Source organism: Nannocystis sp. (genome assembly GCF_016714285.1).
Taxonomy (GTDB): domain Bacteria; phylum Myxococcota_A; class Polyangia; order Nannocystales; family Nannocystaceae; genus Nannocystis.
The window spans coordinates 314131-336971 of record NZ_JADJNN010000004.1 but is presented as its reverse complement, the minus strand read 5'-3'; the positions used below and the strand labels follow the sequence as shown (position 1 = coordinate 336971).

17 protein-coding genes are annotated in these 22841 nt (G+C 70.8%); 8 read left to right on the top strand and 9 right to left on the bottom strand.

What is annotated here, in order from left to right:
- Positions 1 to 5: 5 nt before the first annotated feature.
- On the top strand, positions 6 to 332 hold the full coding sequence (locus tag IPJ59_RS12370) for a hypothetical protein (RefSeq protein WP_293271748.1): 327 nt from the start codon (positions 6 to 8) through the stop codon (positions 330 to 332).
- Between the two features lie 877 nt (positions 333 to 1209).
- Here the strand turns inward: IPJ59_RS12370 and IPJ59_RS12365 are convergent.
- The 7 genes from IPJ59_RS12365 to IPJ59_RS12335 all read right to left on the bottom strand — a co-directional run bounded on the left by IPJ59_RS12365 (position 1210) and on the right by IPJ59_RS12335 (position 11049).
- Positions 1210 to 2247, bottom strand: coding sequence for a hypothetical protein (locus IPJ59_RS12365; RefSeq protein ID WP_293255614.1), 1038 nt, complete (start codon positions 2245 to 2247; stop codon positions 1210 to 1212).
- 171 nt (positions 2248 to 2418) lie between these two features.
- Entirely contained in the window at positions 2419 to 3540 is a 1122-nt protein-coding gene (locus IPJ59_RS12360; RefSeq protein WP_293255617.1) for a hypothetical protein, read from the bottom strand.
- 86 nt (positions 3541 to 3626) lie between these two features.
- Positions 3627 to 4679 carry a tetratricopeptide repeat protein gene (locus tag IPJ59_RS12355; RefSeq protein ID WP_293255620.1) on the bottom strand — a complete coding sequence of 351 codons (1053 nt, stop codon included), beginning with the start codon at positions 4677 to 4679 and terminating at the stop codon, positions 3627 to 3629.
- Positions 4680 to 4788: 109 nt separating this feature from the next.
- Entirely contained in the window at positions 4789 to 6021 is a 1233-nt protein-coding gene (locus tag IPJ59_RS12350; protein ID WP_293271746.1) for an OmpA family protein, read from the bottom strand.
- Positions 6022 to 6050: 29 nt separating this feature from the next.
- Positions 6051 to 7787, bottom strand: coding sequence for a DUF4215 domain-containing protein (locus IPJ59_RS12345; protein WP_293271743.1), 1737 nt, complete (start codon positions 7785 to 7787; stop codon positions 6051 to 6053).
- Between the two features lie 123 nt (positions 7788 to 7910).
- Complete coding sequence (locus tag IPJ59_RS12340) at positions 7911 to 9251, bottom strand: DUF1552 domain-containing protein (protein WP_293271741.1); 1341 nt, start codon at positions 9249 to 9251, stop codon at positions 7911 to 7913.
- A gap of 49 nt (positions 9252 to 9300) precedes the next feature.
- The gene (locus tag IPJ59_RS12335; protein WP_293271739.1) at positions 9301 to 11049 is read right to left on the bottom strand and encodes a DUF1592 domain-containing protein; all 1749 of its coding nucleotides are present in this window, start codon (positions 11047 to 11049) and stop codon (positions 9301 to 9303) included.
- A 181-nt stretch (positions 11050 to 11230) separates the two neighbouring features.
- Between IPJ59_RS12335 and IPJ59_RS12330 the strand changes: the two genes are divergently transcribed.
- The 7 genes from IPJ59_RS12330 (at position 11231) to IPJ59_RS12300 (ending at position 19824) form a co-directional block, all read left to right on the top strand.
- Positions 11231 to 11767, top strand: coding sequence for a 2'-5' RNA ligase family protein (locus IPJ59_RS12330; protein WP_293255635.1), 537 nt, complete (start codon positions 11231 to 11233; stop codon positions 11765 to 11767).
- A 25-nt stretch (positions 11768 to 11792) separates the two neighbouring features.
- Positions 11793 to 13901 (top strand): hypothetical protein, encoded by a 2109-nt coding sequence (locus IPJ59_RS12325; RefSeq protein ID WP_293271737.1) that lies wholly within the window; start codon positions 11793 to 11795, stop codon positions 13899 to 13901.
- A gap of 328 nt (positions 13902 to 14229) precedes the next feature.
- The gene (locus IPJ59_RS12320; RefSeq protein WP_293255641.1) at positions 14230 to 15753 is read left to right on the top strand and encodes a class I SAM-dependent methyltransferase; all 1524 of its coding nucleotides are present in this window, start codon (positions 14230 to 14232) and stop codon (positions 15751 to 15753) included.
- A gap of 9 nt (positions 15754 to 15762) precedes the next feature.
- Positions 15763 to 17355 carry a PP2C family protein-serine/threonine phosphatase gene (locus tag IPJ59_RS12315; RefSeq protein WP_293255644.1) on the top strand — a complete coding sequence of 531 codons (1593 nt, stop codon included), beginning with the start codon at positions 15763 to 15765 and terminating at the stop codon, positions 17353 to 17355.
- Positions 17356 to 17363: 8 nt separating this feature from the next.
- Positions 17364 to 17939, top strand: coding sequence for a slr1658 superfamily regulator (locus tag IPJ59_RS12310; RefSeq protein WP_293255647.1), 576 nt, complete (start codon positions 17364 to 17366; stop codon positions 17937 to 17939).
- Positions 17940 to 17942: 3 nt separating this feature from the next.
- Positions 17943 to 18290 (top strand): slr1659 superfamily regulator, encoded by a 348-nt coding sequence (locus IPJ59_RS12305; protein WP_293271735.1) that lies wholly within the window; start codon positions 17943 to 17945, stop codon positions 18288 to 18290.
- Between the two features lie 178 nt (positions 18291 to 18468).
- Positions 18469 to 19824, top strand: a complete 1356-nt coding sequence (locus tag IPJ59_RS12300; RefSeq protein WP_293271733.1) for a M1 aminopeptidase family protein — start codon at positions 18469 to 18471, stop codon at positions 19822 to 19824.
- A gap of 3 nt (positions 19825 to 19827) precedes the next feature.
- On the opposite strand, the gene IPJ59_RS12295 is transcribed toward IPJ59_RS12300, so the two are convergent.
- Complete coding sequence (locus IPJ59_RS12295) at positions 19828 to 20841, bottom strand: DUF4003 family protein (protein ID WP_293271731.1); 1014 nt, start codon at positions 20839 to 20841, stop codon at positions 19828 to 19830.
- Between the two features lie 51 nt (positions 20842 to 20892).
- Positions 20893 to 22776: a sulfate adenylyltransferase subunit CysN gene (cysN, locus tag IPJ59_RS12290; protein ID WP_293271946.1), complete on the bottom strand. Its 1884-nt coding sequence runs from the start codon at positions 22774 to 22776 to the stop codon at positions 20893 to 20895.
- Positions 22777 to 22841 lie beyond the last annotated feature (65 nt).

The window sequence follows — 22841 nt, the reverse complement described above, 5'->3', positions numbered from 1 at the left end:
GGACGGTGGTGCCGGTCTTCGGCGGCGGCTGCGAGGCGGGGCGCAGGGCGAAGTCGGCGACGTCGCCGACCTCGGGGGTGAGCGCGGGGGAGGCGGGCGAGCAGGGCCTTGATGTCGCGGTCGGGGAGCACCGTCGCGGGCGCGGGCGGGAGGCGCTGCGAGGCGTCGGCGGCGGGCTTGCCCTCGTGGAGCGTGAACTCGAGGCCCTCGTCGGGGGTGGCGAGCTGGGCGTTGTCGCCGAGGTCGAGGTCGTCGCCGGGGTCCGGCCCTTGCACCGGGTTCTGCTTGGCGGGGCAGCTGGCGAGCAGGAGAGCGACGCCGGAGACGACTAGCGGGGTGCGACGAGTGGCCATCGCTGCGAGCCATAGTCTGCGGGCGCGGCGAATACAAGCCCCGCGGCCGCGCATGTTGCTCGCGGGCGCGCCTTGTTCGGGCGCGGTGAACGTTGTTGCGGGTTCGTGGCGGGAGCGGAGAGCGCGGGGCGAGGATATCTGGGCCGGGGAGCGGGGGCCGATGGCTGTGGGGCCCTGCGACGCGGGTCCTCCCGGGGCACGTGCTCGCCGCCCATCTGTCGTGATCTCTCGGGTGGTTTCACCGACCCTTGTTATCGACGGTGGAGGGCCGAGGGGCGGCTGCGCGCGAGCCCCGGGTCCTCCCGCTGCGCCCTCGCCATCGGCCCCTTGCTCCCCGGGCGGACACCGTCGGCGCCCCGCTGGTCGCGGCTCGCGGGACGTCGCGCGGCCGGGCATTGCCGAGATTGTCGCCTGGGTACGATATGTTGTCAGCGGGCGTCGGGCCGAGCCTTGGTTCGCGGACACGATATGCTGTCAGCGCCCAGGGGTCGGTGCGAGCGAGCGAGGCGTTGTGGTCGAGCCTTGGTTTGCGGACACGATATGTTGTTATGTTCATATTTCCCAGGCGGGAGGCAGTGTGCACATTCACCACGAGCGGGGCGCCGACGGTGCTCGTCCGGGGAGCAGGGGCCGGAGGACGTGGGAAGCAGCGGGAGGACCCAGGGCTCGCGCGCAGGCGCCCCCTCGGGCCTGCGGGGTTGCGATCCAGGGTTGGTGAAAGTGCGATGATTATCGGGACAGATGGGGCGGCGAGCACGTGCTCTGGGAGGACCCGCGTCGCAGGGACCCACCGTCCGCCGGCCCCCGCTCCCCGGCCCAGATATCCTCGCCCCGCGCTCGCCAGACGAGCCCCGGGTCACCCGATCGGGATGTTCTCGCAAGCCTCGACGAGCGCGGACGCGAGGGCGGCGCCGACGACCTCGGGGTATTTTTCCTTGGCCTCGATGTCGCGCCAGATCGGGTCGTCGCCGAAGGCGGTCATGAACTGCCACAGGCGCTGGTTCTCGGCCGGGACGCAGGCGCGCAGGAGGCCGGCCGTGAGCACGCATTCGGGGCAGTTTTGCTTGGCGGCGAGGACCTGCTGCTCGTAGCTCTTGAGCGGTTCGAGCGAGCCGTCGGGGTCGTTGGTGAGGAAGACGATGAGGAGGATCGCGTCGGTGTCGCGGACGAAGCCGGCGTTGCTGGCGTCGTTGACGGGGTCGAGGGCGTAGGCGGAGGCGGCGACGGGCATCTCGAGCGAGGAGCCCTGCTCGCCGGCGGCGATCGCTGCGCCGGTGAACCATTGTTTGAGCGGCGCGGGGTCGTCGGAGGTGTTGCCGTCGAAGAAGGGTTTGCCGTCGTGGTTGAAGAGGCGGCCCTGCCCGCCGTTGACGCCGTTGTTGCCGGCGGTCGGCGGGTGATAGAAGCTCATGAGCAGCTCGACCTCCTCCGGGGTGCTGCCGATCTGACACTGGGTGTTGCCGACCGGGCAGGCGTCGGGGCAGCAGGGGTCGCCGGGCTGGGTGCAGGAGAAGTCGGTGGTGGTGATGCCGACGTGGAGGCTGATGTCCGCCGGGAGGTTGGCGAACATGGCGTCGACGAACTGCGGGAAGGCGTCGGCGAGGGCGGCCTGGTACTGGCCCATCGACTTGGAGTTGTCGACGACGAAGAGGATGTCGACGGCGCCGCAGCCGGGGGTGAGGACGCCGAGGTCGGCCTCGGGCGGGAGGTCGAGCTTCTGCGGGTCGCCGGTGCTGGCGGCCTCGCTGGTGGTGCCGGCGCTGGTGGGGATGACGATGCCGCCGCTGCTGGTGGTGCCGGGGCCGCTGGGGTCGGCCGTGGTGGCGCCGGCTGGATCTGCGGGGTTGCAGGCGCTCAGGAGGGCGAGGAGGGCGAGCGGAGGGGCGAGGCGCACGGCGGGCAGTATGGCGCAGGATCGGGCGCGCGAGCACGGGCGCGCGCGTCGCTGCGGGCGTGAGTCTCGGCGCAGACCGGGTCCGCTGGGTGTCTCGCAGATCGTGCGCTGCGGGTCGGGGGCGATCGGCGGTCTGGAGATCCTGGGTCGCGGGGCGGAGCAGGTCGGCGATCAGGTCGGCGGCGGGGCGATCGGCTGCTTGGGCGGCTGGGGCGGCTGGGGCGGCTGGGCTGCTTCGCTGCCGGCGGCGTTGAGCTGGTTGAGGGCGGCCGAGAGGGCGTTGATCTCGTCCATCGTGAGGGCGGCGGTCATCACGACGCTGGCGTCCTTGCTGGAGAACTTCACCTTGTCGACGGCGCTCTGTGGGACGCCGAACAGGCCGGCCAGCGGCTTGACGGTGTCGAATTGGGTCTGGACCTCGCCGAGGGTGGCCTTGGCCTTGTCGGGGCTGTCCATGCCGAAGGCGAGGGTCAGGCCGAGGCCGGCGCTGAGGTCGAGCGAGCCGGCGACGGATCTGAGGCCGGCCATGCTGGCGACGCCGGCGGAGGCCAGCGCGGCGAGCTCGGGTGGGAGTCGGCCGGCGAACCAGATGTGCTTGCTCTGGTCGGCCGCGGCGAGGATGTCCTTGAGGCCGCCGTCGCGGACCGAGCTGCCCTTACCGGCGATGAGGCCGAGGACGGCGTCGCTCCACGCGCGGGTGGTGATGACGATGGCGTCGTCGCCGGCCGGGTGACCGAAGCGTTCGCCGCCGGCGAACACGACGCGGGTGGTGCCGTCTTGCTCCTCGAGCTTCATGTCGCCGGTGTTGAGCCTGGCTTGCAGGCAGCGGAGGTTGTCGGGCTTGCCGACGCCGCCGCCGGAGACCACGAGGACCAGCTCCTGGCCGTCGCTGCCGACGCCGATGTCGAGGCCGCGGAGGCCGGAGAAGGGCATGTTGCAGGCCGCGAACGAATTCATCTGTTTGGTGAACTCGGGGTCGGCGTCGAGGATGGCCTTGTTGGCGGCCCACAGCGGCGAGCCGGCGAGGCCCTGCATATCGATGTGGGCGAGCAGGGCGGCGTCGCCGGGGACCAGGCGATCGGCGGCGCCGCCGGAGATCACGGGCGGGGGCTTGATCAGCGCTGGCGGGGGCGCGTCCGCCTCGCCGGGCTGGCCGCGGAGGGCCTCGGTGCCGGGCTTGGCGTCCGATGCGGTGCCGGGCACAGTGCCTGATTTCGTTGCATCGGCGGCCGGGTCGGGCTTGTTACACGCGACGCTGGCGGCGATCAGGAGGGCGAGGGTGATCGTGCGCATGAGGGGCGGGTATACGGCGGATCTTTTGCCAGCGCAAACGTCGGAGGGGTCCGGTGTTCGCGGGGTGCGGGGAATATTCTCTCGCGTCAGCGCAGCCAGGAGCGGGTCGCAAGCACGTGGGGGTGGGTCGGGCCGAGCAGGCGCTCGAGGGTATCGGCGGCGCTCTGCATTTCGTTGAGGCCCCAGGGGTCGCCGAGCTCGCGCATCGCGGTGCCACAATTGAAGCGGGAGGTGGCGGTCTGCCAGTGGTCGGGGCCGAGGGTGCGCTGGCGGATCTCGAGGGCCTGGTGGTAGTGCTCGAGGGCGGCCTTGAAGTTGCCCTCGCTGTAGTGGACCTGGCCGATCGCGTTGAGGGTGCCGGCGACGCGGGGGTGATCGCTGCCGGCGCTGCTGCGCAGGCCGTCGAGGTTGTCCTGGAAGGCGACGAGGGCGGCCCGGGCGTCGCCTTGGCGGTGGAGGGCGCGGCCGAGGTCGAGCTGGACCGCGAGGGTGTCGTCGTGCAGCGGGCCGCGCAGGTTGGCGAGGTGCTCGAGGGCGCGGCGCAGGGTCGCGACCGATTCGCCGTGTTGGCCCTGCTGGTAGAGGATCTGGCCGATGCTGGCGAGCAGCGGGCCCTGCCGCGGGCTGTGCTCGCCGTGCAATTGTTGGAGGCCCGCGAGGGCGCTGCGCGCGTAGGTGAGGGCCTCGGCGAAGTGGCCCTGGCTCTGGAGGATCTCGGCGATCGCCCGCTGGGTCGCGATGGTGCGCGGGTGCTGCGGGCCGAGCAGCTTCTGTTGCACGGTGAGGGCGCGCGCGAACGAGGCGAGCGCTTCGGTCTTTTGCTCGAGGGCCTGGAGGGTCTGGCCGAGGTCGAAGAGGGTGAAGGCGGTGTAGATGTGGCCCGGGCCGAGGTACTCGCGCTTGAGCGCGAGGGCCTGGCGGTGGTGCTCGAGGGCCTCGCTGTGGTTGCCCTGGGCGTGGAGGATCTGGCCGATCGCGGTGAGGGTGCTGGCGGTGTGGGGGTGCACGCTGCCGGCGAGTCGGCGCTGCAAGGCGAGGGCGCGGCGGTAGTGCGCGAGGGCCTGGGCGTGCTGACCGCGACGGTGCAGCGCCTGGCCGACGGCGTGGAGGGCGATCGCGGTGTGGCGAGGCTCGGGCAAGCGGGGAGTGCAAAGGCCGGGTGTACGCCGTTGCAGCGGTATCGTAGGCCGGTTCGGGTCGACAACTCAACGGGCCCGGCGGGCGCGCTTGCGCGCCACCTCGGCGGGATCAGATTCCGTCGCGGCGGCCGCGGCCGAAGTGCCAGGCGACGTTCAGGCCGATCTCGGCCAGGAGGACGAGCGAGCCGCCGCCGGTGCTGCCGAGCGCGCCGACCTCGGCGTGGCCGCCGAGGCTCCACCGTGGGGTCAGCTTGGCGAGCACCACGAGGCCGCCGAGGGCCCAGCCGGCGAGCGCGTTGCTGGTGAGGTCGGTGGTGGTGGTGCCGACGCGGACGCTGCCGCGGGCGGCGTGGAGGCCGAGGCCGAGGCGGGCGGAGAGCAGGCCGACGACGCGCTGCGAGCCGCCGCCTATCAGGAGGTTGCCCTCGGGTCCGAACTGGTGGATTGCGAGGGTCGTCTCGTTCGAGTCGGTGCCGTCGGTCTCGTGGTGACGCAGGCCGCGGTAGTGCAGGCGTGGGCCGCCGCCGATGTAGCCGCGGTCGCGCTTGCCGAAGCGCTGCGAGGCGTGGAGGCCGACGCCTAAGTGGCCGCCGTGGAAGCCGCCTTGGGGGAGGGTGGAGTAGCCGCCGAACAGGCGCAGGGCCCAGTCCGGACGGTGCTTCTTCGCGGTCGTGGTGGCGACGGACGGCGGAGGATCGACGGTGGGGGCGGCGGTGGGGTGGCTGACGGAGGCGCCCTCGGAGGGGAGGGTGTCGGCGCCGGCGGTGACGACGAACACGGCGCGGCGGTTATGTTGCCAGGTGGTGTGGCATTCGCTCAGGCGATCGACGGGGACAGTGTCCTCGGAGTGGTTGCGGCAGAAGGCGGGCTCGGGGCGGGTGGGCTTGTTCTCGCCGTAACCGATGGTGCTGAGGCGCTCGCTGGCGACGCCGCGGCGGACCAGGGCGCTTTGGATGGCGCGGGCGCGGTCGTCGGAGAGCTTCTTGTTGGAGGCCGTGCTGCCGCGGCTGTCGGTGTGACCCTCGATGCGCACGGCGAGCCCGGGGAAGCGGGCGAGCACGCCGGCGAACTCGTCGAGCACGGCTTCGGTGCCGGCGCCGCGGAGGTTGTCAGAGTTGGTGGCGAACTCGATCTCGCCGTTCTCGTAGATGAGCTTGTCGCCGCGGCGGACGATGTGGACGGCGGTTTGTGGCGGGGCCGGCTCGGCCGGGGTGTCGGATGGCGTGGCGGTGCTGGTGGTGTCGGCGCTGCCGCCGAGCTTGAGCTCGCCCGAGACCTTGCACGCGCCGAGGGTGAGCGTGGTGAGGGCGGCGAGGGCGGCGAGGGGGCCGGCGCGGAGCATGGGCTGAGGGTACCGGAGTCCTGTCGGGCTCACAGCACGCTCAGCGCGAAGGTTCCGGTGAAGCCGGTCACGCCGCTGACGCACACCTCCATGAGGGAGCCCTGGTTGTAGCTGATCTCGGTGGACGCACTGAATTTGGCGATCGCGCGATTCGTGCCGCTCTTGCCGCCCTTCACGCCCATCACGAGGAGCTTCGGCGCCATCGGGACCTTGAGGTCGGAGAAGAGGACCACGCCGTAGCCGTCGCCGAGCGAGGTGTGGCAGGTGAGCTGACCCGGGAGCGCGACCTGGCTGGGGAGCATCAAATAGTCGTACTTCGCGTCCTTGGGGACGATGTGCGCCATCTGGACGATGCGCTTGTGGCTCAAGAGATCGAACTCGAGGCTGGGCTTGGGCTGGCCGATCGTCAGGTCGCTGGTCATCCAGACGGCCATTTCTTTGTTGCCCTTGGCCATGTACACGACGTTCTTGCTGTCATCGAGGAGGGTGACGACGACGATCTTTCCGGGGGCGCCGGCGCAGGCGTTGAGCCAGGTGTTGTTCATGAGGGGCGGCTCCTCCGCGTTGGCCTCGTTGTGGACCTTGAAGCAGGTCTTGAGGAGGCACTTCTCGCCGCACACGGGGGCGTCGAGGCTCTTGAAGGGCTCGACGGTGGGGTCGCACTCCTCGTCCGCGTCCTTCTCTCCGTTGCCGCACTTGACGGTCTGGCACTCCTCGCAGCCGTCGGCTGGGAGCATGTTGCCGTCGTCGCAGGTCTCCTTGTTTTCCCACACGATCTTGTCGCCGCACGTCGCCTTGATGCAGCCGGTGAGGCAGGCGTCGGTGTCCACCATGTTGCCGTCGTCGCACGGTTCGACGTTCTGAAACACGATGCCGTCGCCGCAGACGGCCTGCTTGCACTGGTTCGTGCACACGTCGGCGTCGACGCCGTTGCCGTCGTCGCACTCCTCGCCGAGCTGCTCGAAGCCGTCGCCGCACTGGGGTTTCTGGCACAGCATGGTGCAGTCGTCGGTGTTGTCCGTGTTGCCGTCGTCGCACTCCTCGCCCGGGTCGAGCAGGCCATCGCCGCACTTCTCGGACATGCACATGTCACAGCCGTCGTCCGGGTTGTTGTTGCCGTCGTCGCAGGGCTCGACGCCCATCTGGACGAAGCCGTCGCCGCACTTCGCCGCGTGGCAGTTCGTCAGGCAGGCGTCGGTGTCATCGGGGTTCTTGTCGTCGCATTCCTCGCCGTCCTGGACGATGCCGTCGCCGCAGTAGGGGCCGAGGCAGAGGTTGTTGCAGCTGTCGTCGTCGACCTGGTTCTCGTCGTCGCACTTCTCGCCATTTTGCATGTCGACGACGCCGTCGCCGCAGGTCGGCGAGATGCAGGCGGCCGCGCAGCCGTCGGCGTCGTTGTGGTTGCCGTCGTCGCAGGCCTCGACGCCGACCCACAGCAGGTTGTCGCCGCAGCTCGCCGGCTCACAGTTGTTGAGGCAGGCGTCCTCGTCGACCGCGTTGCCGTCGTCGCAGCCCTCCCCGGGGTCCTGCACGCCGTCGCCGCAAACGGGGGGCGGAGGGTCGGTGGTGGCCTCGGTCGGGGTGGTGGGGCCGCCGCTGGTGAGATCGGTGGTCGCGGCGGTGGTGGGGCCGCCGGTGGGCCCGCTGGTGGCCTCGGTCATGGCGCCGGTGCCCGTGCTGGTCTCGGGCGCGAGCTCGAAGAGCGGGTTTTGTATCGAACAACCGGCGCAGGCCAGCGACGCGAGGAATAAGCCAGAGCGAACCATGGCCGGACGATAACCCGCGGGCGTGTCGGCGTCGACGGCCGCGGCGTCCGACCACGAATGTTGCATCAGTGGCGATCTGGACAGCGCGCGCATGTGCACGCGTATTGCTCGGTTGAGCCGGCGTCAGGCCTGGATCGCGGACAGGGGCGTGGTCGAGAGGCCGATGTCGGAGCCGACCTGGGTCGCCTCGGGGACGACGGTTTGTAGGCAGGCGAGCAGGATATCCGAGGTGTTCTCCTGACTCGGAGATTCGTAGTGGATACCCGGGTGTTTGAGCGCGCCGCCGCCGCGGCCGGCGATGATGCAGGGTTGATTGAACACGTCGTGGGTGTAGCCGGAGGAGGCGTCGCTGCCGAGGATGATGCAGCTCTGGTCGAGCAGGTTGCCGTCGGCCTCGGGGGTGGCCTTGAGGCGCTTGAGCAGGTAGCCGAAGGCCTCGATGGTATGTGCGGTCGCGGCGTCGACGCTATCGTTGTAGTTGGTGTCGTGGGTGAGGTCGTGGTGGCCGAGGGTCTGGCCGAGCATATGGAACACGGTGTAGCCGACCGAGCCGGTGTACTGGAAGCTGGCGACGCGGGTGATGTCGCAGCGGAAGGCCTCGACGAGCAGGTCGCACATGATCTGGTTGACCTCGTCGAGCGGCTCCTTGCCGTCGGTGTCCTCGTTGGTGTTGACCGGCTGCATGGGTTGCATGCATTCAGGGGCGAGGGCCTCGATCTGCTTGCGGATCTGGGCGACCGAGCTGAGGTGGGCGTCGAGGCGGATCTGGTCGGCCTTGCCGACGCGCAGCTTGAGGCGTTTCACGTCCTCGGCGACGGCGTCGAGGGCGTTCAGACGCAGGGGCTTGGTGGGGTCGTCCTGGGGGACGAAGCTGTCGAACAGCTTTGTGTAGAGATCGAGGGGGCTGAAGATCTGCGGCAGGGAGACATCCGGGCTCTTGTGCGACAGGAATTGCAGGGTGGGGCCCTCGCTGGTGATCACGCGCTTGGACGCGGCGATCTGGACCGAGGGGAGGAAGGTCTGGCCGCCGATCGCGTCGGCGGCGACCTGGTCGATCGTGGGTCCGCCGGACTTGGACGAATAGCTGTTGTCGGCGTGGGGCAGCTCGATGAAGGGGTGGCCGGAGAAGAAGCCGGCGACGCCGTCGTGGTGGCCGCGGCGGTGCATGGCGGCGGCCTTGATGTCGAAGCCGGTGAGGAGCGAGCAGTACTCCTCGACGCCGGCGAGGCCGGCGAGCTGGGGCGTGAGCGGGTACCCCGGGCCCTGCTCGGCGGGGCCCCAGCGCAGGCCGGCGCCGGGGTTGGTCGCGTCGACGAGGGCGACGCCGTTGCCGAAGAACCAGGTGACGAGGCGGCGCGGCAGCGGCTCACCGGCGGCGAGGGCGGTGCCGTTGCTGTTGAGCATGGCGTCGAGCATGGGCAGGGCGAGGGCGACCGAGGTCCCGCCGATGGCGCCCCGGAGCATCGTGCGACGGCTGAGGTGAAAGCGTGACATTGGCTGTTTGCTCCTTTCTTTATTCGGGGGTGCCGACGCGGAGGAAGGCGGGGCTGGCGACCAGCTCGACGAGCAGGTCTTTCATGCGGTAGCCGGCGTCCTCGAAGGCGAGGTCGAGGTTGGTGAGGGCGGGGTATTCGCCCTTGATCTCGAGGTGGCCGGTGGCGTGGCGGAACAGGTTGCGGACCATGCACTCGGTGACCTCGGGGCTGTCGCGCAGGAGGGTGCCGAGCTCGCGGGCGCCGTCGAAGTCGCCGAGGCCCTCGATGGTCTCGGAGGTGTCGAGGACGACGCCGTTCTCGACGGCGCGGAAGATGCCGATGCCGTCGAAGTTCTCGAGGCCGAGGCCGATCGGGTCCATGAGCGAGTGGCAGCCGACGCAGGGCTCGCTCTTGTGCTGGGCCAGGCGCTCGCGCATGGTCTTGTATTCGGCGCCCTCGGGCAGCTTGGTGACGACATCGGGCGGCGGCGGGGGCATGCCGATGCACATCAGGGCCTCGCGCACGAACTTGCCGCGCAGGGTCGGCGAGGTCGAGGAGACGTGGGCGTAGGCCGAGAGGAAGGCGGCCTGGCCGAGGATCCCGCCGCGCTTGCTCTCGGCGGGGAGGTCGAAGCGCTGCCAGGTGTCGCCGAGCTGGTTGGGATCGGGGATGAGGCCGTAGAGCGCGGCGAGCGGGCCGTTGACGAAGGTGTAGGGGGCGTCGAGGATGGCGCGGAAGTCGGTGTCCGCCGTGAAGGCGACGTCGTCGACGAGGGCGAGGGTCTCCTGGCGCATCGCGGCGGCGAGGGTCGGCGAGAACTGCGGGTAGGTGTTGGGATCCTTGGCGAGGGTCTCGATGGTCCGCAGCTTGAGCACCTCGGCGTAGAAGTTGCCGAGGGCGAGGCGGGCCCCGGGGGCCTCGACCATGACCTCGGCGACGGCGCGCACCTCGGCGGGGCTGTCCAGGCCGCCGCTCTCGGCGAGGGTGAGGATCTCGGCGGTGGGGGTGGTGTCGAGGAGGAAGAAGGAGAGGCGGGTGGCCATCTCGATCGAGGTGAGGCCGCGCTCCTCGGGGTCGTTCGGGTCGGGCTCGCCGACCTCGACCTGGTAGAGGAAGTACGGCGACTGCAGGAAGGTGAAGATCGCAGCCTCGACGCCGGCGTCGAAGTTGCCGAGCTGGAGGGCGGCGTCCTGGGCGACGGCGGTATATCGGTCCTGCTCGTCGCTGGTCAGCGGGCGGCGCCAGACCAGGCGGCCGAAGGTGGTGACGAAGCTGCGGTGGCAGGCGGCGTCGTCGGGGCCGGTGGGCTGGCAGCCGAGCAGGCCAGCGATGCGCACGGGGTCCTTCATGGCCTCGGCGGCGACGGCCCGGGCGGACTTCTCGTAGAGGTCGACGGCGGCGTCGGTGAGCGCGACCTGGGCGGCGGCGATGGCCTCGAAGCCGTTGAGGGCGGTGTCCACCGGTGGGGTGGCAGCGGCCGCGGCGGCCTCGCCGAGGAGGTCTCGGACGGCGTTTTGGTAGTGGCGCGCGAGCAACAGGCGCAGGCGGACGGGGGCCGGGTCGAACTCCGCCGGGGTGGCGCCGGTGTCGTCGCTGCTGGTGTCGTCGCCGGCGCTGGTGGTGGGGGCGCCGTCATCGGCGGTGGCGCTGGCGGGGCCGGCGGTGGGGCCGGAGTTGCTGTCGGTGTTGCCGTCGGCGCCGGAGTAACAGGCGCCGCCGAGGGTGAGGAGGACCAGCGCGGCGGGGCCCAGAGTGCGCCGGCGGGGCCAGAACGAGGTGATTTCCATGCCGAGAACCTCCACGAGACGGCACCATAGCCGCTGGTGGCGACGCGGGTCTACGGTCTCCGGTAGCCCCCACACCGTGGGGGACGTGGGCGGTGGACGCGGGCGGTGGCTTTTCGCACGGGGCAGACTTTTTCGTCGACCGGGGCCGCCGATCCGCTACAAACGGCAGACACAGGCGCCGATGCAGCTGCTCAATCCGACGTACATCTGCCTGGATGTGCCCGAACCGCAGGCCTCGCAGGTGCTCGAGCTGCGTCGGCGACACTGCGAGCGGCTGCACAGCTTTCCGGTCGAGCTGACGATCGCGGGCTCGAGCGGGGTGGGGGCGATCCGGGCGCAGCTCGATCCCGAGGATGTGGCGGCGCGTCTGAGCCAATTCTGCGCCCGGACGCCGCCGATCTGCGCGGAGTTCGGGGCGGTGGTGCGGTTCCCCGGCACCGACATCTTCGTGCTCAGCCTGGCCGACCCGATCCCCTTCGAGGCGATCCACGACGGGCTCAAGCAGACCGGGCTGCGCTTCGAAGCCAGCCGCTTCCCGTTCTTCCCGCACTGCACCCTGCGCATGGCGGGGCCGTTGTCCGCGGCCGCGGTGAGCGAGCTGTTCGCGCTGCGCCTGCCGGGTCGCTTCATGCTGGGGTCGCTGGCCCTGTACCAGCGCACCCCGGACGACGCGATCGAGAAGGTGTGGTCGGCGCCCCTCGCCGGTGCTGCAAGCTAGCGGGCAATTGGTGTAGTGAAGGTGGATGCGCTCTCGTGTCCTGACCCTCGCGTCCTCGCTGTTGTTGCCGGCCTGTCTCTCGCCCACCGGGGGCGGCGACGCGAGCGATACACCGGCGAGCGAGGCGAGCGGCACGGGCGAGGCGAGCACGGGCGAGGCGAGCACGACCGCGACGCCGACGACCAGCAGCGGCGAGACCGACGGGGTCTGCGACGCGTGCGCGGCCGAGGAGGCGTGCGTGGGCGGGACCTGCGAGGACATCGGGCGCGCGGACGTGGAGAAGGGCTGTCACCCGCTGGGCGATCCGGGGGGGCGCGGGCAGTGCCTGTATCCGTGGCCCTCGGACCTGACGCTGGTGGCCGACGCGGGGACCAAGACGGGCCGACGGGTGAACTACGACCCGGAGCTGCTGCCGAAGAACAACAAGATGCAGCCCTTCGCGGTCGACGACATCACCAACGACGTCGACGGCTTCTCGCCGAACTCGCAGATCCGCTTCGCGTTCAAGGCGGGGGTCGACGGCGCCGACCTGCCGCCGATCGACGACATCGGCCGCTCGCTCGCGGACGACGCCCCGATCGTGCTGATCGAGGTCGAGAGCGGGGAGCGCTGGCCGTACTTCGCGGAGCTCGACGCGACCGCGCAGAAGGGCGAGCCGGTGACGGTGTTCGTGCGGCCGATGCGGCGGCTGAACTACGAGCGTCACTACGTCGTCGGGCTGCGCGGGCTGCACGACGCGAAGGGGCAGGAGCTCGCGCCGTCGCCGCTGTTCCGGGCGCTGCGCGACCACCTGAGCACGGACGTGCCGCAGCTGGAGGCGCTGCGCAAGGATCAGGAGGACGTGTTCGCGGCGCTCAAGGCCGCGGGGGTCGAGCGCGAGTCGCTGCAGCTGGCGTGGGGCTTTCACACCGCGAGCGCGGAGCGGATGCAGAGCGACCTGGTCGCGATCTCGCCGCAGGTGGAGGAGTTCGCGGGCAAGGGCGACCTCGGCTACGTGATCGACGAGGTCCAGGTGCAGCCCTCGCCGGAACTGGCGCGGGTGATCCGCGGGCACTTCAACGTGCCTAGCTGCCTGACCGACGACTCGGGTCCGGGCACGGTGATGCAGCGGACCGCCGACGGGACGCCGGACTGCTCGGGCAGCGCGGAGGCGAAGTTCTACATCGGCGTGCCGCAGGCGGTGTGGGACAAGGGCACGCCAGTGCCGTTCATCGTCTATGGCCACGGCCTGCTCGGGAGCGGCGAGGAGGCGATCAGCATCGCCGAGCGAGCGACCAGCGTGATCGTGGCGGGGACGGACTTCTGGGGCATGGCGCAGGAGGACGTGCCGCGGATCTTGCAGGCCTTCGGCGAGAACTTCATCGGCGGCAACACGGTGCCGGACCGCCTGCTGCAGTCGGCCGTCAACTTCACGACGCTGGCCTACCTCGGGCAGGGCGACTTCCTGGACGAGGCGGAGATGCAGGTCGAGGTCGACGGGGTGATGACGAGCCTGATCGACCCGACCTCGGTGCAGTACCTCGGCGGCTCGCAGGGCGGGATCATGGGCGGGACCGTGGTGGCGATGGCGCCGAACCTGCCGCGCGGGATCCTGGTGGTCGGCGCGTCGAACTACTCGCTGATGATCTGGCGCTCCAGCGCCTTCTCGGCGCTGTCGGACGCGTGGGCGGTGAACCACAGGGACCCGCAGGAGCGCGAGTTCCTGTTCGCGCTCGTGCAGTCGGCGTTCGACCGCGCCGACCCGGGCATCCTCGCCGAGCTGATCACGAACCCGATCGGCGGTGGTGACCCCAAGCGGCTGTTCTTGATCGAGTCGATCGGCGACTCGCAGGTGCCGAACATCGCCAGCGAGGCGATGGCCCGCAGCTTCAAGATGCCGCTGCTGACCCCGAGCCCGAAGCCGGTGTGGGGCCTCGAGGAGTCGGCCGAGCCGCTCCAGACCGGCCCGGCGCTGCTGATCGTCGACACCAAGAAGCTGCCGCTGCCGCCGACGCAGAACCTGCCGCCGCCGGACGGCGACAACGGGGCGCACGGCTCCGCGGTCGACGACCCGGCGTTGCTCGAGATCATCGAGCGCTTCATCTTCAAGGGCTTCGCCGAGAACCTGTGCGACGGGGCGTGCGACCCTGGCTGATGGTGGGGGGCTGATGGTGGGGGGCTGATGGTGCGAGGGGATCTCCCGCCTGGAGGCGCTCGGAGGCTGGTCGGGCGACACGGTGGTCGCCTGTCCCATGAGACAGATGACGATCGACGCTCGCGCGGGCTCGCAGGGCCGGTCAAAAGCGCGCTGGCCGGGCCGTGATCGCGGCGCTGTGAGCCACGCGCGCGGCGAGTCGCCGGGGAGGCCGCGTTGACACTCGTTTGCGCCGCTTGCTAGTGTCTCGCCCACGCGTGCGGGGGCTCCGCTGCGCGGCTGGGCCGGCCAGCGACATCAGTCCAGCGTGAACGAGAGGCAGACAAGGTTGACGGACCGAACGCCGGGGATCGAGGTGCGGTGGCTGCGTTGGGAGGACGCCAGCGAGGCGATCCTCGAGCTGCGACGCAAGGTCTATGTCGAGGAGCAGGGCATCGCTGCCGACATCGTGACCCACCCGCGCGACCCGAAGGGGCTGCACCTGGCGGCGGCGGTCGACGGCGAGCTGGTGGCCTGCGTGTCGCTGTGGATCTTCTCGGGAGGGGCGCCAGGGGAGCCCGAGCTGGCCGAGTGGGGGCTGGCGCCGATCGACGGGCTGACGGTGCAGTTCGGCAAGCGGCTCGAGCTCCGCAGCCATCGCGGACACGGCATCACCGAGGTGCTGGTCGCGGGGCTGCTGCGCTACGTCTACGAGAGCCTGCGGCCGGGCCGGCTGTTCATCGTGCTGCGCGACGTGCACCGCAACCTGCAGGCGCACTACAGCCGCCTGTTCAACGCCGAGTTCCACGCCGAGGTGATGCACGACGGCGAGGCGATGGTCGTGATGCAGCTGGAGGGCGAGGCCAAGCTGCGCGCGCTGTACCTGAAGGCGCGCGAGATGGCGGAGAGCGCCCTGCGGCGCTGTCCGGTGCTGGTGCCCTCGCTGGTGCGCTTCCTGGCCGACGAGGGGCGGGGCGAGCTGTTCCCGCGGGCCCGGCTGGCGGCCGAGAACCTGTACGCGACGCCGCTGTCGCTGGCCGACGAGCTGCCGCGCCTGGCGGCGCAGAACCGGCTGCTGTTCGCGGAGCAGCGGCCGCGCCTGGCGGCGACGCCGTTCCCGCGGTCGGACGCGCCACACACGACAGACACGGCCCCCACGGTAGACGCGCCGGACGCAGTGGGCGCGGCCGGTGGGCGGACCTTGCTCGACGTCGGCACGGGCACCGGCGTGTACCTGGCGCTGATCGCCAAGGAGCCGGCGCTCGCGGGCTACCGCGTGAAGGGGGTCGAGCCCTCGCCGCAGCTGATCGCGTACGCCCGCTTCGCCTACCCGGACCTCGAGTTCACGGAGGGCAGCGCCTACGCGACCGGCGAGCCCGACGAGGCCTACGACGTCGTCACCGCGAATTTCGTGTTCATCCACCTGCGCAACCCGGACCTCGCGCTGCTCGAGCTGCGGCGGATCTTGAAGCCGGGCGGGCTGCTCTACGTGGTCGACGTGAACGACACGACCTTCACCGGGCCGGACGAGATCCGGGCGATGGTCGAGGCGCACCACCGGCACCACGAGGGCGACCGCACGGTGCTGGCCAGTTTGCCGCGGCGGGCCGCGGAGTTCGGATTTACGCCGGTGTGTCACTACCGGACGACGGTGCGCAACACCGGCGGGGTCGAGCCGAGCTTCGCGCCGAATGAGGTCCGGCTCGGGCGCATGGGCATGTGGGGCATGCTGTCGTTCATGGGTCACCGCGAGGAGATCGACGAGGCCTTCCAGGTCGCGCAGGAGCTCTACCTCGGCAGCGACTGCGAGATCAGCCTCGACGTGGAGACCCAGGTGTTTCAAAAGCCGCCGTCGACCCGCGCTGCGAGGTGAGCCCGGGCGATGACACCGATCGACACCAGCAGCGACCTTCAGCTCTCCGGGGAGCGCGGCGCCTCGCAGCGCGGCCTGACGATCGGCGGCCGCGATGCGCTCGAGGAGGCGACGGAGATCCTCGAGGAGCCGTCGAAGAACATCAAGCGCAAGATCTTGATCTCGATCAACTTGATCGTCGGGTCGGTGGTGCTGCTGCACGTGGTGATCCAGCTGGCGACGCAGGGCCACCTGCCGGCGCCGGCCCGCGACAACGTGGTGCTGCCGCTGATCATCGCGGTGAACCTGGGATCGGCGGCCTACAACCTGTGGGTGCTGCGCGGCGAGCACCGCGAGCGGCCGCGCCTCGATCGCCTGACGCGCTGGGTCTCGATCGGGCTGATCCAGCTGGCCTGCCTGGTGTTCGTGCACCTGAACCCGAACACGGCGACCAGCGTGCTGTTCGACCAGACGCTCAGCATCCTCACCGTGTTCCTCACGGGGATCATCATCGGTCGCGGCGCCGCGATCGCGTGGTTCGCGGTGACGATCGCCAGCTTCGTGTTCGCGGTGCAGACGCGGGGCGTGGAGTTCGAGTACGTGCTGATGACCCGCAGCGAGCTGGCGGCGATGCACGGGCTGGCCCCGGCGGCGGCGCAGGCCCGCGAGGCGGCGGCGACGGCCGAGGGCCTGACGCCGCTGCCGCTGGCGCTGTTCGCCATCATCTCGCTCGTGTACACCGGACTGACGCTGGCGGCGACGTACTTCGAGGCGGGCCTGATCGGTCGGGTCACGGCGGCGATGCCGGTGGCGGTGCAGAAGATCCAGATCGCGGCGCGCGAGAAGCAGCGGCTGGCGCAGGAGAACCTGCGCATGGGCCTGGAGCTGGACGTCGCGCAGCGGCTGCAGGCGATGATCCTGCCGCGCGGGGCGGAGCTGCAGCGCCACGCGGGCCTCGAGATCGCGGCGCACATGGTGCCGGCGTCGGAGATCGGCGGCGACATCTACGACGTGCTCGAGGGGCCGGACGGGTCGACCTGTCTGGTGATCGGCGACGTGACCGACCATGGTCTGGCGTCAGGGGTGGTGATGCTGATGGCCCAGGCGGCGCTGCGCACCGCGCTCGAGCAGACCGCGGGCGACCTGGTGCCCTCGCTGGTGCGGGTCAACTCGGTGATCTACAAGAACGTCTCGGAGCGGATGGGCGACGCCCGCAACCTGACCCTGGCGCTGCTGCGCTACCACGACGGCGAGGTGCGGGTGGCGGGGCAGCACGAGAGCGTGATCATCGTCCGCGTCAGCGGCGAGGTCGAGGAGATCGACACGCTGCCGCTCGGCATCAACGTCGGGCTGCTGCCGGAGGTCGACGACATGATGGTCGAGAGCCGCTTCACGCTGGCGCTGGGCGACCTGATGGTGCTCTACACCGACGGCGTGACCGAGGCCGAGAGCCCGGCGAAGGCCGAGTTCGGGACCGGGCGCCTGAAGGAGTCGGTGGCGAGCCGGCGCAGCTTGCCCTGCGACGAGATCGTGCGCGGCGTCTTCGCGGACATCTACCGCTGGATCGCCGGCGGCATCGTCCACGACGACATCACCCTGGTCCTGGTCCGGAGGACCGCGTAGAGGCTGTCATGAGCAACAAGATCTACGGCGATTTCGACTTCGTCCCCGACGTGCTGGTGCCCGAGGCCCAGCTCGCGCTCACGCTGTCGCCCAGCGAGCTGACGGCGCACTGGCAGCGCTGCGGGCTGCTCTCGGACTTCGTGGCCGGCTACATCTCCACGGTGTACTCGGGCGACCATCGCGACGCGATGAGCTCGATCGACACCGCGATCTCGACGGTGTTTCAGGAGCTGATCGAGAACGCGGCCAAGTTCTCGCGCAAGCGCGAGGCGCAGATCAACGTGCGCATCAAGCACTTTAGCCGGGTGCTCATGCTCGAGGTGGAGAACGGGACGACGCCGGCCTTCGCCCAGCGCTTCGAGGAGTATCTGCGGGCGATGCAGGAGCGCGCCGATCTCGACGCGGTGTACCTGCAGATCCTCGAGGCCAAGATCGAGAACGCCGCCGCGGCCCAGCGCTCGGGCATCGGGCTGCTGGTGCTCCGCAAGGACCACGCGGTCCGCGTCGGGGTTCGCTTCAGCGAGGACGAGCAGGGCCGCCCGACCGTCACGGTCCGCGCGTTTCAGACCTTGGAAGGGGTGTAGAGCATGGAAGTCCGCGAGACCGAAGCCGTGGTGCGTTTCTCCCCGGAGACCGCGACCGTCTATTTCAGCGGGGCGCTGCGCCTGGCCAACGTGAAGGCCTACGACAACGTCGCCAAGCTGCTGCACGCCGCCGCGGCGCAGGTCGGGGAGCAGCCGCTGGTGCTGGACTTCAAGGAGCTCAAGTTCCTCAACAGCTCGGGGATCACGGCGCTCAGCCTGTTCGTGGTCGGGGCGCGCAAGGCCGGGAAGCCGCAGCTGAAGCTGGTCGGCTCGAAGGCGACGGCGTGGCAGCAGAAGTCACTGGCCAACTTTCAGATGCTGTGGAAAGAGGTGCCGCTCGTCATCGAGTGAGCGCCGCGCGTGGTGTCTGGGGCTCGCGCTGGTCGCCTGCGAGGGCGGCGGGGCGGGTGATGGAGATGGGTCTGGCCCGGGCTCGAGCTCGGGCGCGGGTGGGAGCTCGGAGGCGGCGCCGACGACGGGGGACGAGGCGAGCACGTCTGGAACGTCGGGCGGGGCGAGCACCGGCGAGGTGGAGGGGAGCACGGGCACGGCGAGCACGGGCGAGGCCGACGATTGTCGGGCCGGCGATCTGCTGGTCGCGCCGCTGCCGGTGATGGTCGACGGGGCGCTGGCGGTGCCGATCGACGTGCTCGAGCTGCGCGGGGAATTTCGCCTCGACGTCGCGGCGCAGACGACCGAGGCCTACGCGCGCCTGCGCTTCGCGATCGCCGAGGCGGGGCGGCCGATCTTTGATCTTCGGCAGGGGACGGTGACGGAGGCGATCCTCGACGGGGAGGCGATCGATGCCGAGGCGATGCCGGAGCGCGACCTCGGGGGCGGGCCGGGGGCGGAGATGCGGGTGCTGGGGGTCGAGCTGCCGGCCTGCACGGAGCACACGCTCGAGCTGCGCTACCCGGTGACCAAGCTGGCGGGCTTCGCCGCGGCGCCGCCCGACTTCGCCGTCGACGGGGTGACCTGGGACTTCGGCTTCAGCGACCTGGCGCCGCGCATGTTCCTCGAGCAGTGGCTGCCGGCGAACCTCATCCACGACCGGCATCCGATCGCGCTGACGCTCGAGATCGTGGGGGCGCCGGCGGAGCAGCGGGTGATCAGCAATGGGGAGATCAGCGAGCTGGGGCCGGACCGCTGGGCGATCGATTTTCCGGCGTACTCGACGGCGCAGTCGACGATGCTGGTGGTGGTCCCGGCGAGTCGGGTCGAGTCGAGCAGCCAGATGCTGATGGCCGGGGACGCGCCGGCGATCGCGGTCGAGCTGCACCGCACGCTCGCGACGCCGGAGAGCTCGGCGCAGCTGCACGCGCTGCTGGCGGACGCGTTTCAGAGCTTCAGCATGTCGACCGGGGACTATGCATATCCTCGCTTCACGGCGTATGTCGCGATCAACAAGGGGATGGAGTACGACGGGGGGACGACCGCGGCTGTGTTCGCGCTGCCGCACGAGCTGTTCCACAGCTGGTACGGGCGCGGGGCCCGGCCGATGCACGCGCGCGACGGGTGGATCGACGAGGCGTGGGACGAGTACAACACCGGCGATCCGATGTTCCCGGTGGTGGCGCTCGGCATCGACGATCCGGTGGTGCGCCTGCACGACGGCAATCCCTGGGGGCGCACGACGCCGCTCGCGGCCTACGACGACGGGAAGTTGTTATTCGCGGCGGTCGCGGCGGAGGTCGGTGTGCAGCCGCTGCGCGACGGCATGCGCGACTTCTACGAGGCACACGCGCTGGGCCAGATGACGACGGAGGAGTTGGAGCAGCACCTCGTTTGTTCGCTGGCGGCGCCGACGGTGCGCTGGTTGTTTCATCGCTTTGTGTACGGACTCGCGGGGGACCCGGAGCCGGCGCCGGACGGGTATTGCCGGTGAGCGTCAGGCGGTGGTGGAGGCGCGGGCGGCCACGATCGCCTGCATGTCGAGCAGCAGCTTGGCGTCGGCGAGCCGGGCGAGGGCGGGGCCGGCCTGGCCGGCCTCGGTCTCCGGGAGGAGGCGGGTGAAGGCGAGGCTGGCGGCGAGGTTCAGGGCGGCGGTGCGTGACAGCCCGGCGAAGGTCGTCTTGAGGCGGTCGCGGAACTCGCTGACGGTGGCGACGATCTTCTCGACCGGCCAGGCGATAAAACAGAGGATCGCCAGCTCGTCGTACTCATCCTCGCCGATGCGGGTGCCGGTCTCGCGGAAGCCGGCGAGGATCGTGGCGTAGCGCTCGACGATGACGCCTGGCTCGACGCCGGTGAGGTAGAGCAGGTTGGCGGCGGTCTGCAGCGAGTCGCCGCGCCACAGATCGGCCCGCTTGTGGAGGGCCCGGTAGAGGGCATCGGTGCCGGCGCCGATCTCGCCGGGGGTCCCGGGGTGGGTGACCAGCATGGCGCAGACCGGGAGGTCCTCCGGTCCGGTGAGGAACCAGTGGTGGCGCTTCATGGCCTCGTAGATGTCGCGCAGGCGCAGGACCTCGGCCTGTTCGACCGGGCGGCCGGCGAGGACGCGGCGCAGCACGAGCACGGCGAGGGCCTCGTAGGCGGTGTCGCGGCGGAGATGGGCGGCGCGGAACATCACGCGCACGCGTTCGGCCTCGTCGATGAAGGCGTTGGCGTCGTCGCCGTACTTGACCATCTGCGCGGCCAGGAGCACGCGCAGGGCCGGCGCGATGTCGGTGAGCCAACCGAGGCGGGCGCGCAGCTCGGCGTCGCGGCGGTGGGTGGCCGACACGAGCAGGGCGGGGTCGCCGGGGCTGGTGATGAGCGAGGCGGCGGCGAGGCGCAGCGGGATCTTGTCGGTGAGCCAGGAGCTGTTCGCGGCGAGGGCGGCGTAGAGCGCCTGGAAGCGCTCGAGCGGGTCGGGCGGGACGAACAGGTCCGGGCCAGGGTCGGCGTCGCTGCGAAACGGCATGCGGCGAGGATAGCCCTCGCGCGAGGGATGCCCAAGCCACCGGGGCCGGGCTCAGGCGACGCCGCGCTCGCGCAGGAGGGCGAGCACTCGCTCGACGCACTCGTCGGGGCCGAGGAGGTCGCTGGGGAGCACGAGGTCGGCGCGGATCGGGGGCTCGTAGGGGGCGCTGACGCCGGGGAAGGCCTTGAGCTCGCCGCGCTCGGCGCGGGCGTACATGCCGGTCTGGTCGCGCGCGCGGCAGACGGCGAGGGGGGCGGAGAGGTGGACCTCCAGCAGGCGGTCGGCGCCGATCAGCTGGCGCACGCGCTCGCGGACGGCGGCGTGTGGGGCCACGAAGGCGCAGATGCACACGACGCCGATCTGGTTGAAGAGGCGGGCGACCTCGGCGCTGCGGCGGAGGTTCTCGCTGCGGTCGTCGGCGGAGTAGCCGAGGTCGCGCGAGAGGCTCTGGCGCATCGCCTGGCCGTGGAGGACGGTGACGGCGCGGCCGGCGTCGAACAGGCGGCGTTCGAGCGCGTAGGCGAGGGTGGACTTGCCGGCGCCTGGGAGGCCAGTGAGCAGGACGGTGAGTCCGCGCTGGCCGAGGCGGGCCTCGCGTTCGGCCTGCGGGATCTGGCTGCCGGGGTCGCGCGGGCCCTCGTCGACGCCGGGGGCGCTCCAGGCGTCCTCGCGGGCCAGGAGCATGCCGGCGCCGACGGTGCCGTTGCTGCTGCGGTCGATGAGGATGAAGGCGCCGGTGCTGCGGTTGCGGGTGTAGGGGTCGTGGAAGATCGGTCGGTGGAGGGCGAGGGTGACGCGGCCGACCTCGTTCATCGCCAGGCTGTCGGCGGGGCGCTGCTCGAGGGTGTTCACGTCGATCTTGTGGTGCAGCGCGGCGAGCTCGGCGGGGACGACCCGGGTGGTCTGTTTGAGCAGGTAGCTGCGGCCGGGCACCAGCGGGCGCTCGGCCATCCACACGACGGTGGCATCGACCTCGTCGGACTGCTGCGGGAGGCTGTGCGGGTGGACGATCATGTCGCCGCGGCTGACGTCGACCTCGTCGGCGAGGGTGAGGGTCACGGCCATGGGCGCGTGGGCGTGCTCGCGGTCGCCGTCGAAGCTGACGATGCGCTCGACGCGGGTGCGCGCGCGCGAGGGCAGGAGCATCACCTCGTCGCCGCGGTGCAGCTCGCCGGAGGCGATGGTGCCGGCGAAGCCGCGGAAGTCGTGGCTCGGGCGCGAGACCAGCTGGACCGGGAAGCGGAGCTCGCCCTGGTCCTCGTCGCCGGCGATGGCGACGGTCTCGAGCTGGGTCAGGAGCGGCGGGCCGGGGTACCAGGGCATGTTCGGCGCCGGGCGGACGACGTTCTCGCCGGTGAGGGCGGACATCGGGACGAAGCGCAGGTCGGGGATCTCGAGCCTGGCGATGAAGTCGCTGTAGTCGCGGCGGATCTGGTCGAACACGTCCTGGCGGAACGCGACGAGGTCCATCTTGTTGATCGCCACGACCAGGTGCTTGATGCCGAGGAGGGCGCAGATGAAGCTGTGGCGGCGGGTCTGCGGCATGACGCCGTGGCGGGCGTCGATCAGGATGATCGCCAGGTGGCAGTTGCTGGCCCCGGTGGCCATGTTGCGGGTGTACTGCTCGTGGCCGGGGCAGTCGGCGATGATGAACTTGCGGCGCTCGGTGCTGAAGTAGCGGTAGGCGACGTCGATGGTGATGCCCTGCTCTCGCTCGGCGCGCAGGCCGTCGGTGAGGAGGGCGAGGTCGACGCCGCCGCCGGTGGTGCCTTGCTTGACCGAGTCGCGCTGGAGGGCGGCCAGCTGGTCCTCGTAGATCTGGCGGGTGTCGTGGAGCAGGCGGCCGATGAGGGTGCTCTTGCCGTCGTCGACGCTGCCGCAGGTGAGCAGGCGCAGCAGCTCCTTCTGCTGGTGGCGCTCGAGGTAGCGCTCGATGTCGAGGCCGCCGAGGGGATCGGGCCGCCTGGGCCGCCTGGGCCCCCTGGAGTAGCGCTGTCGGT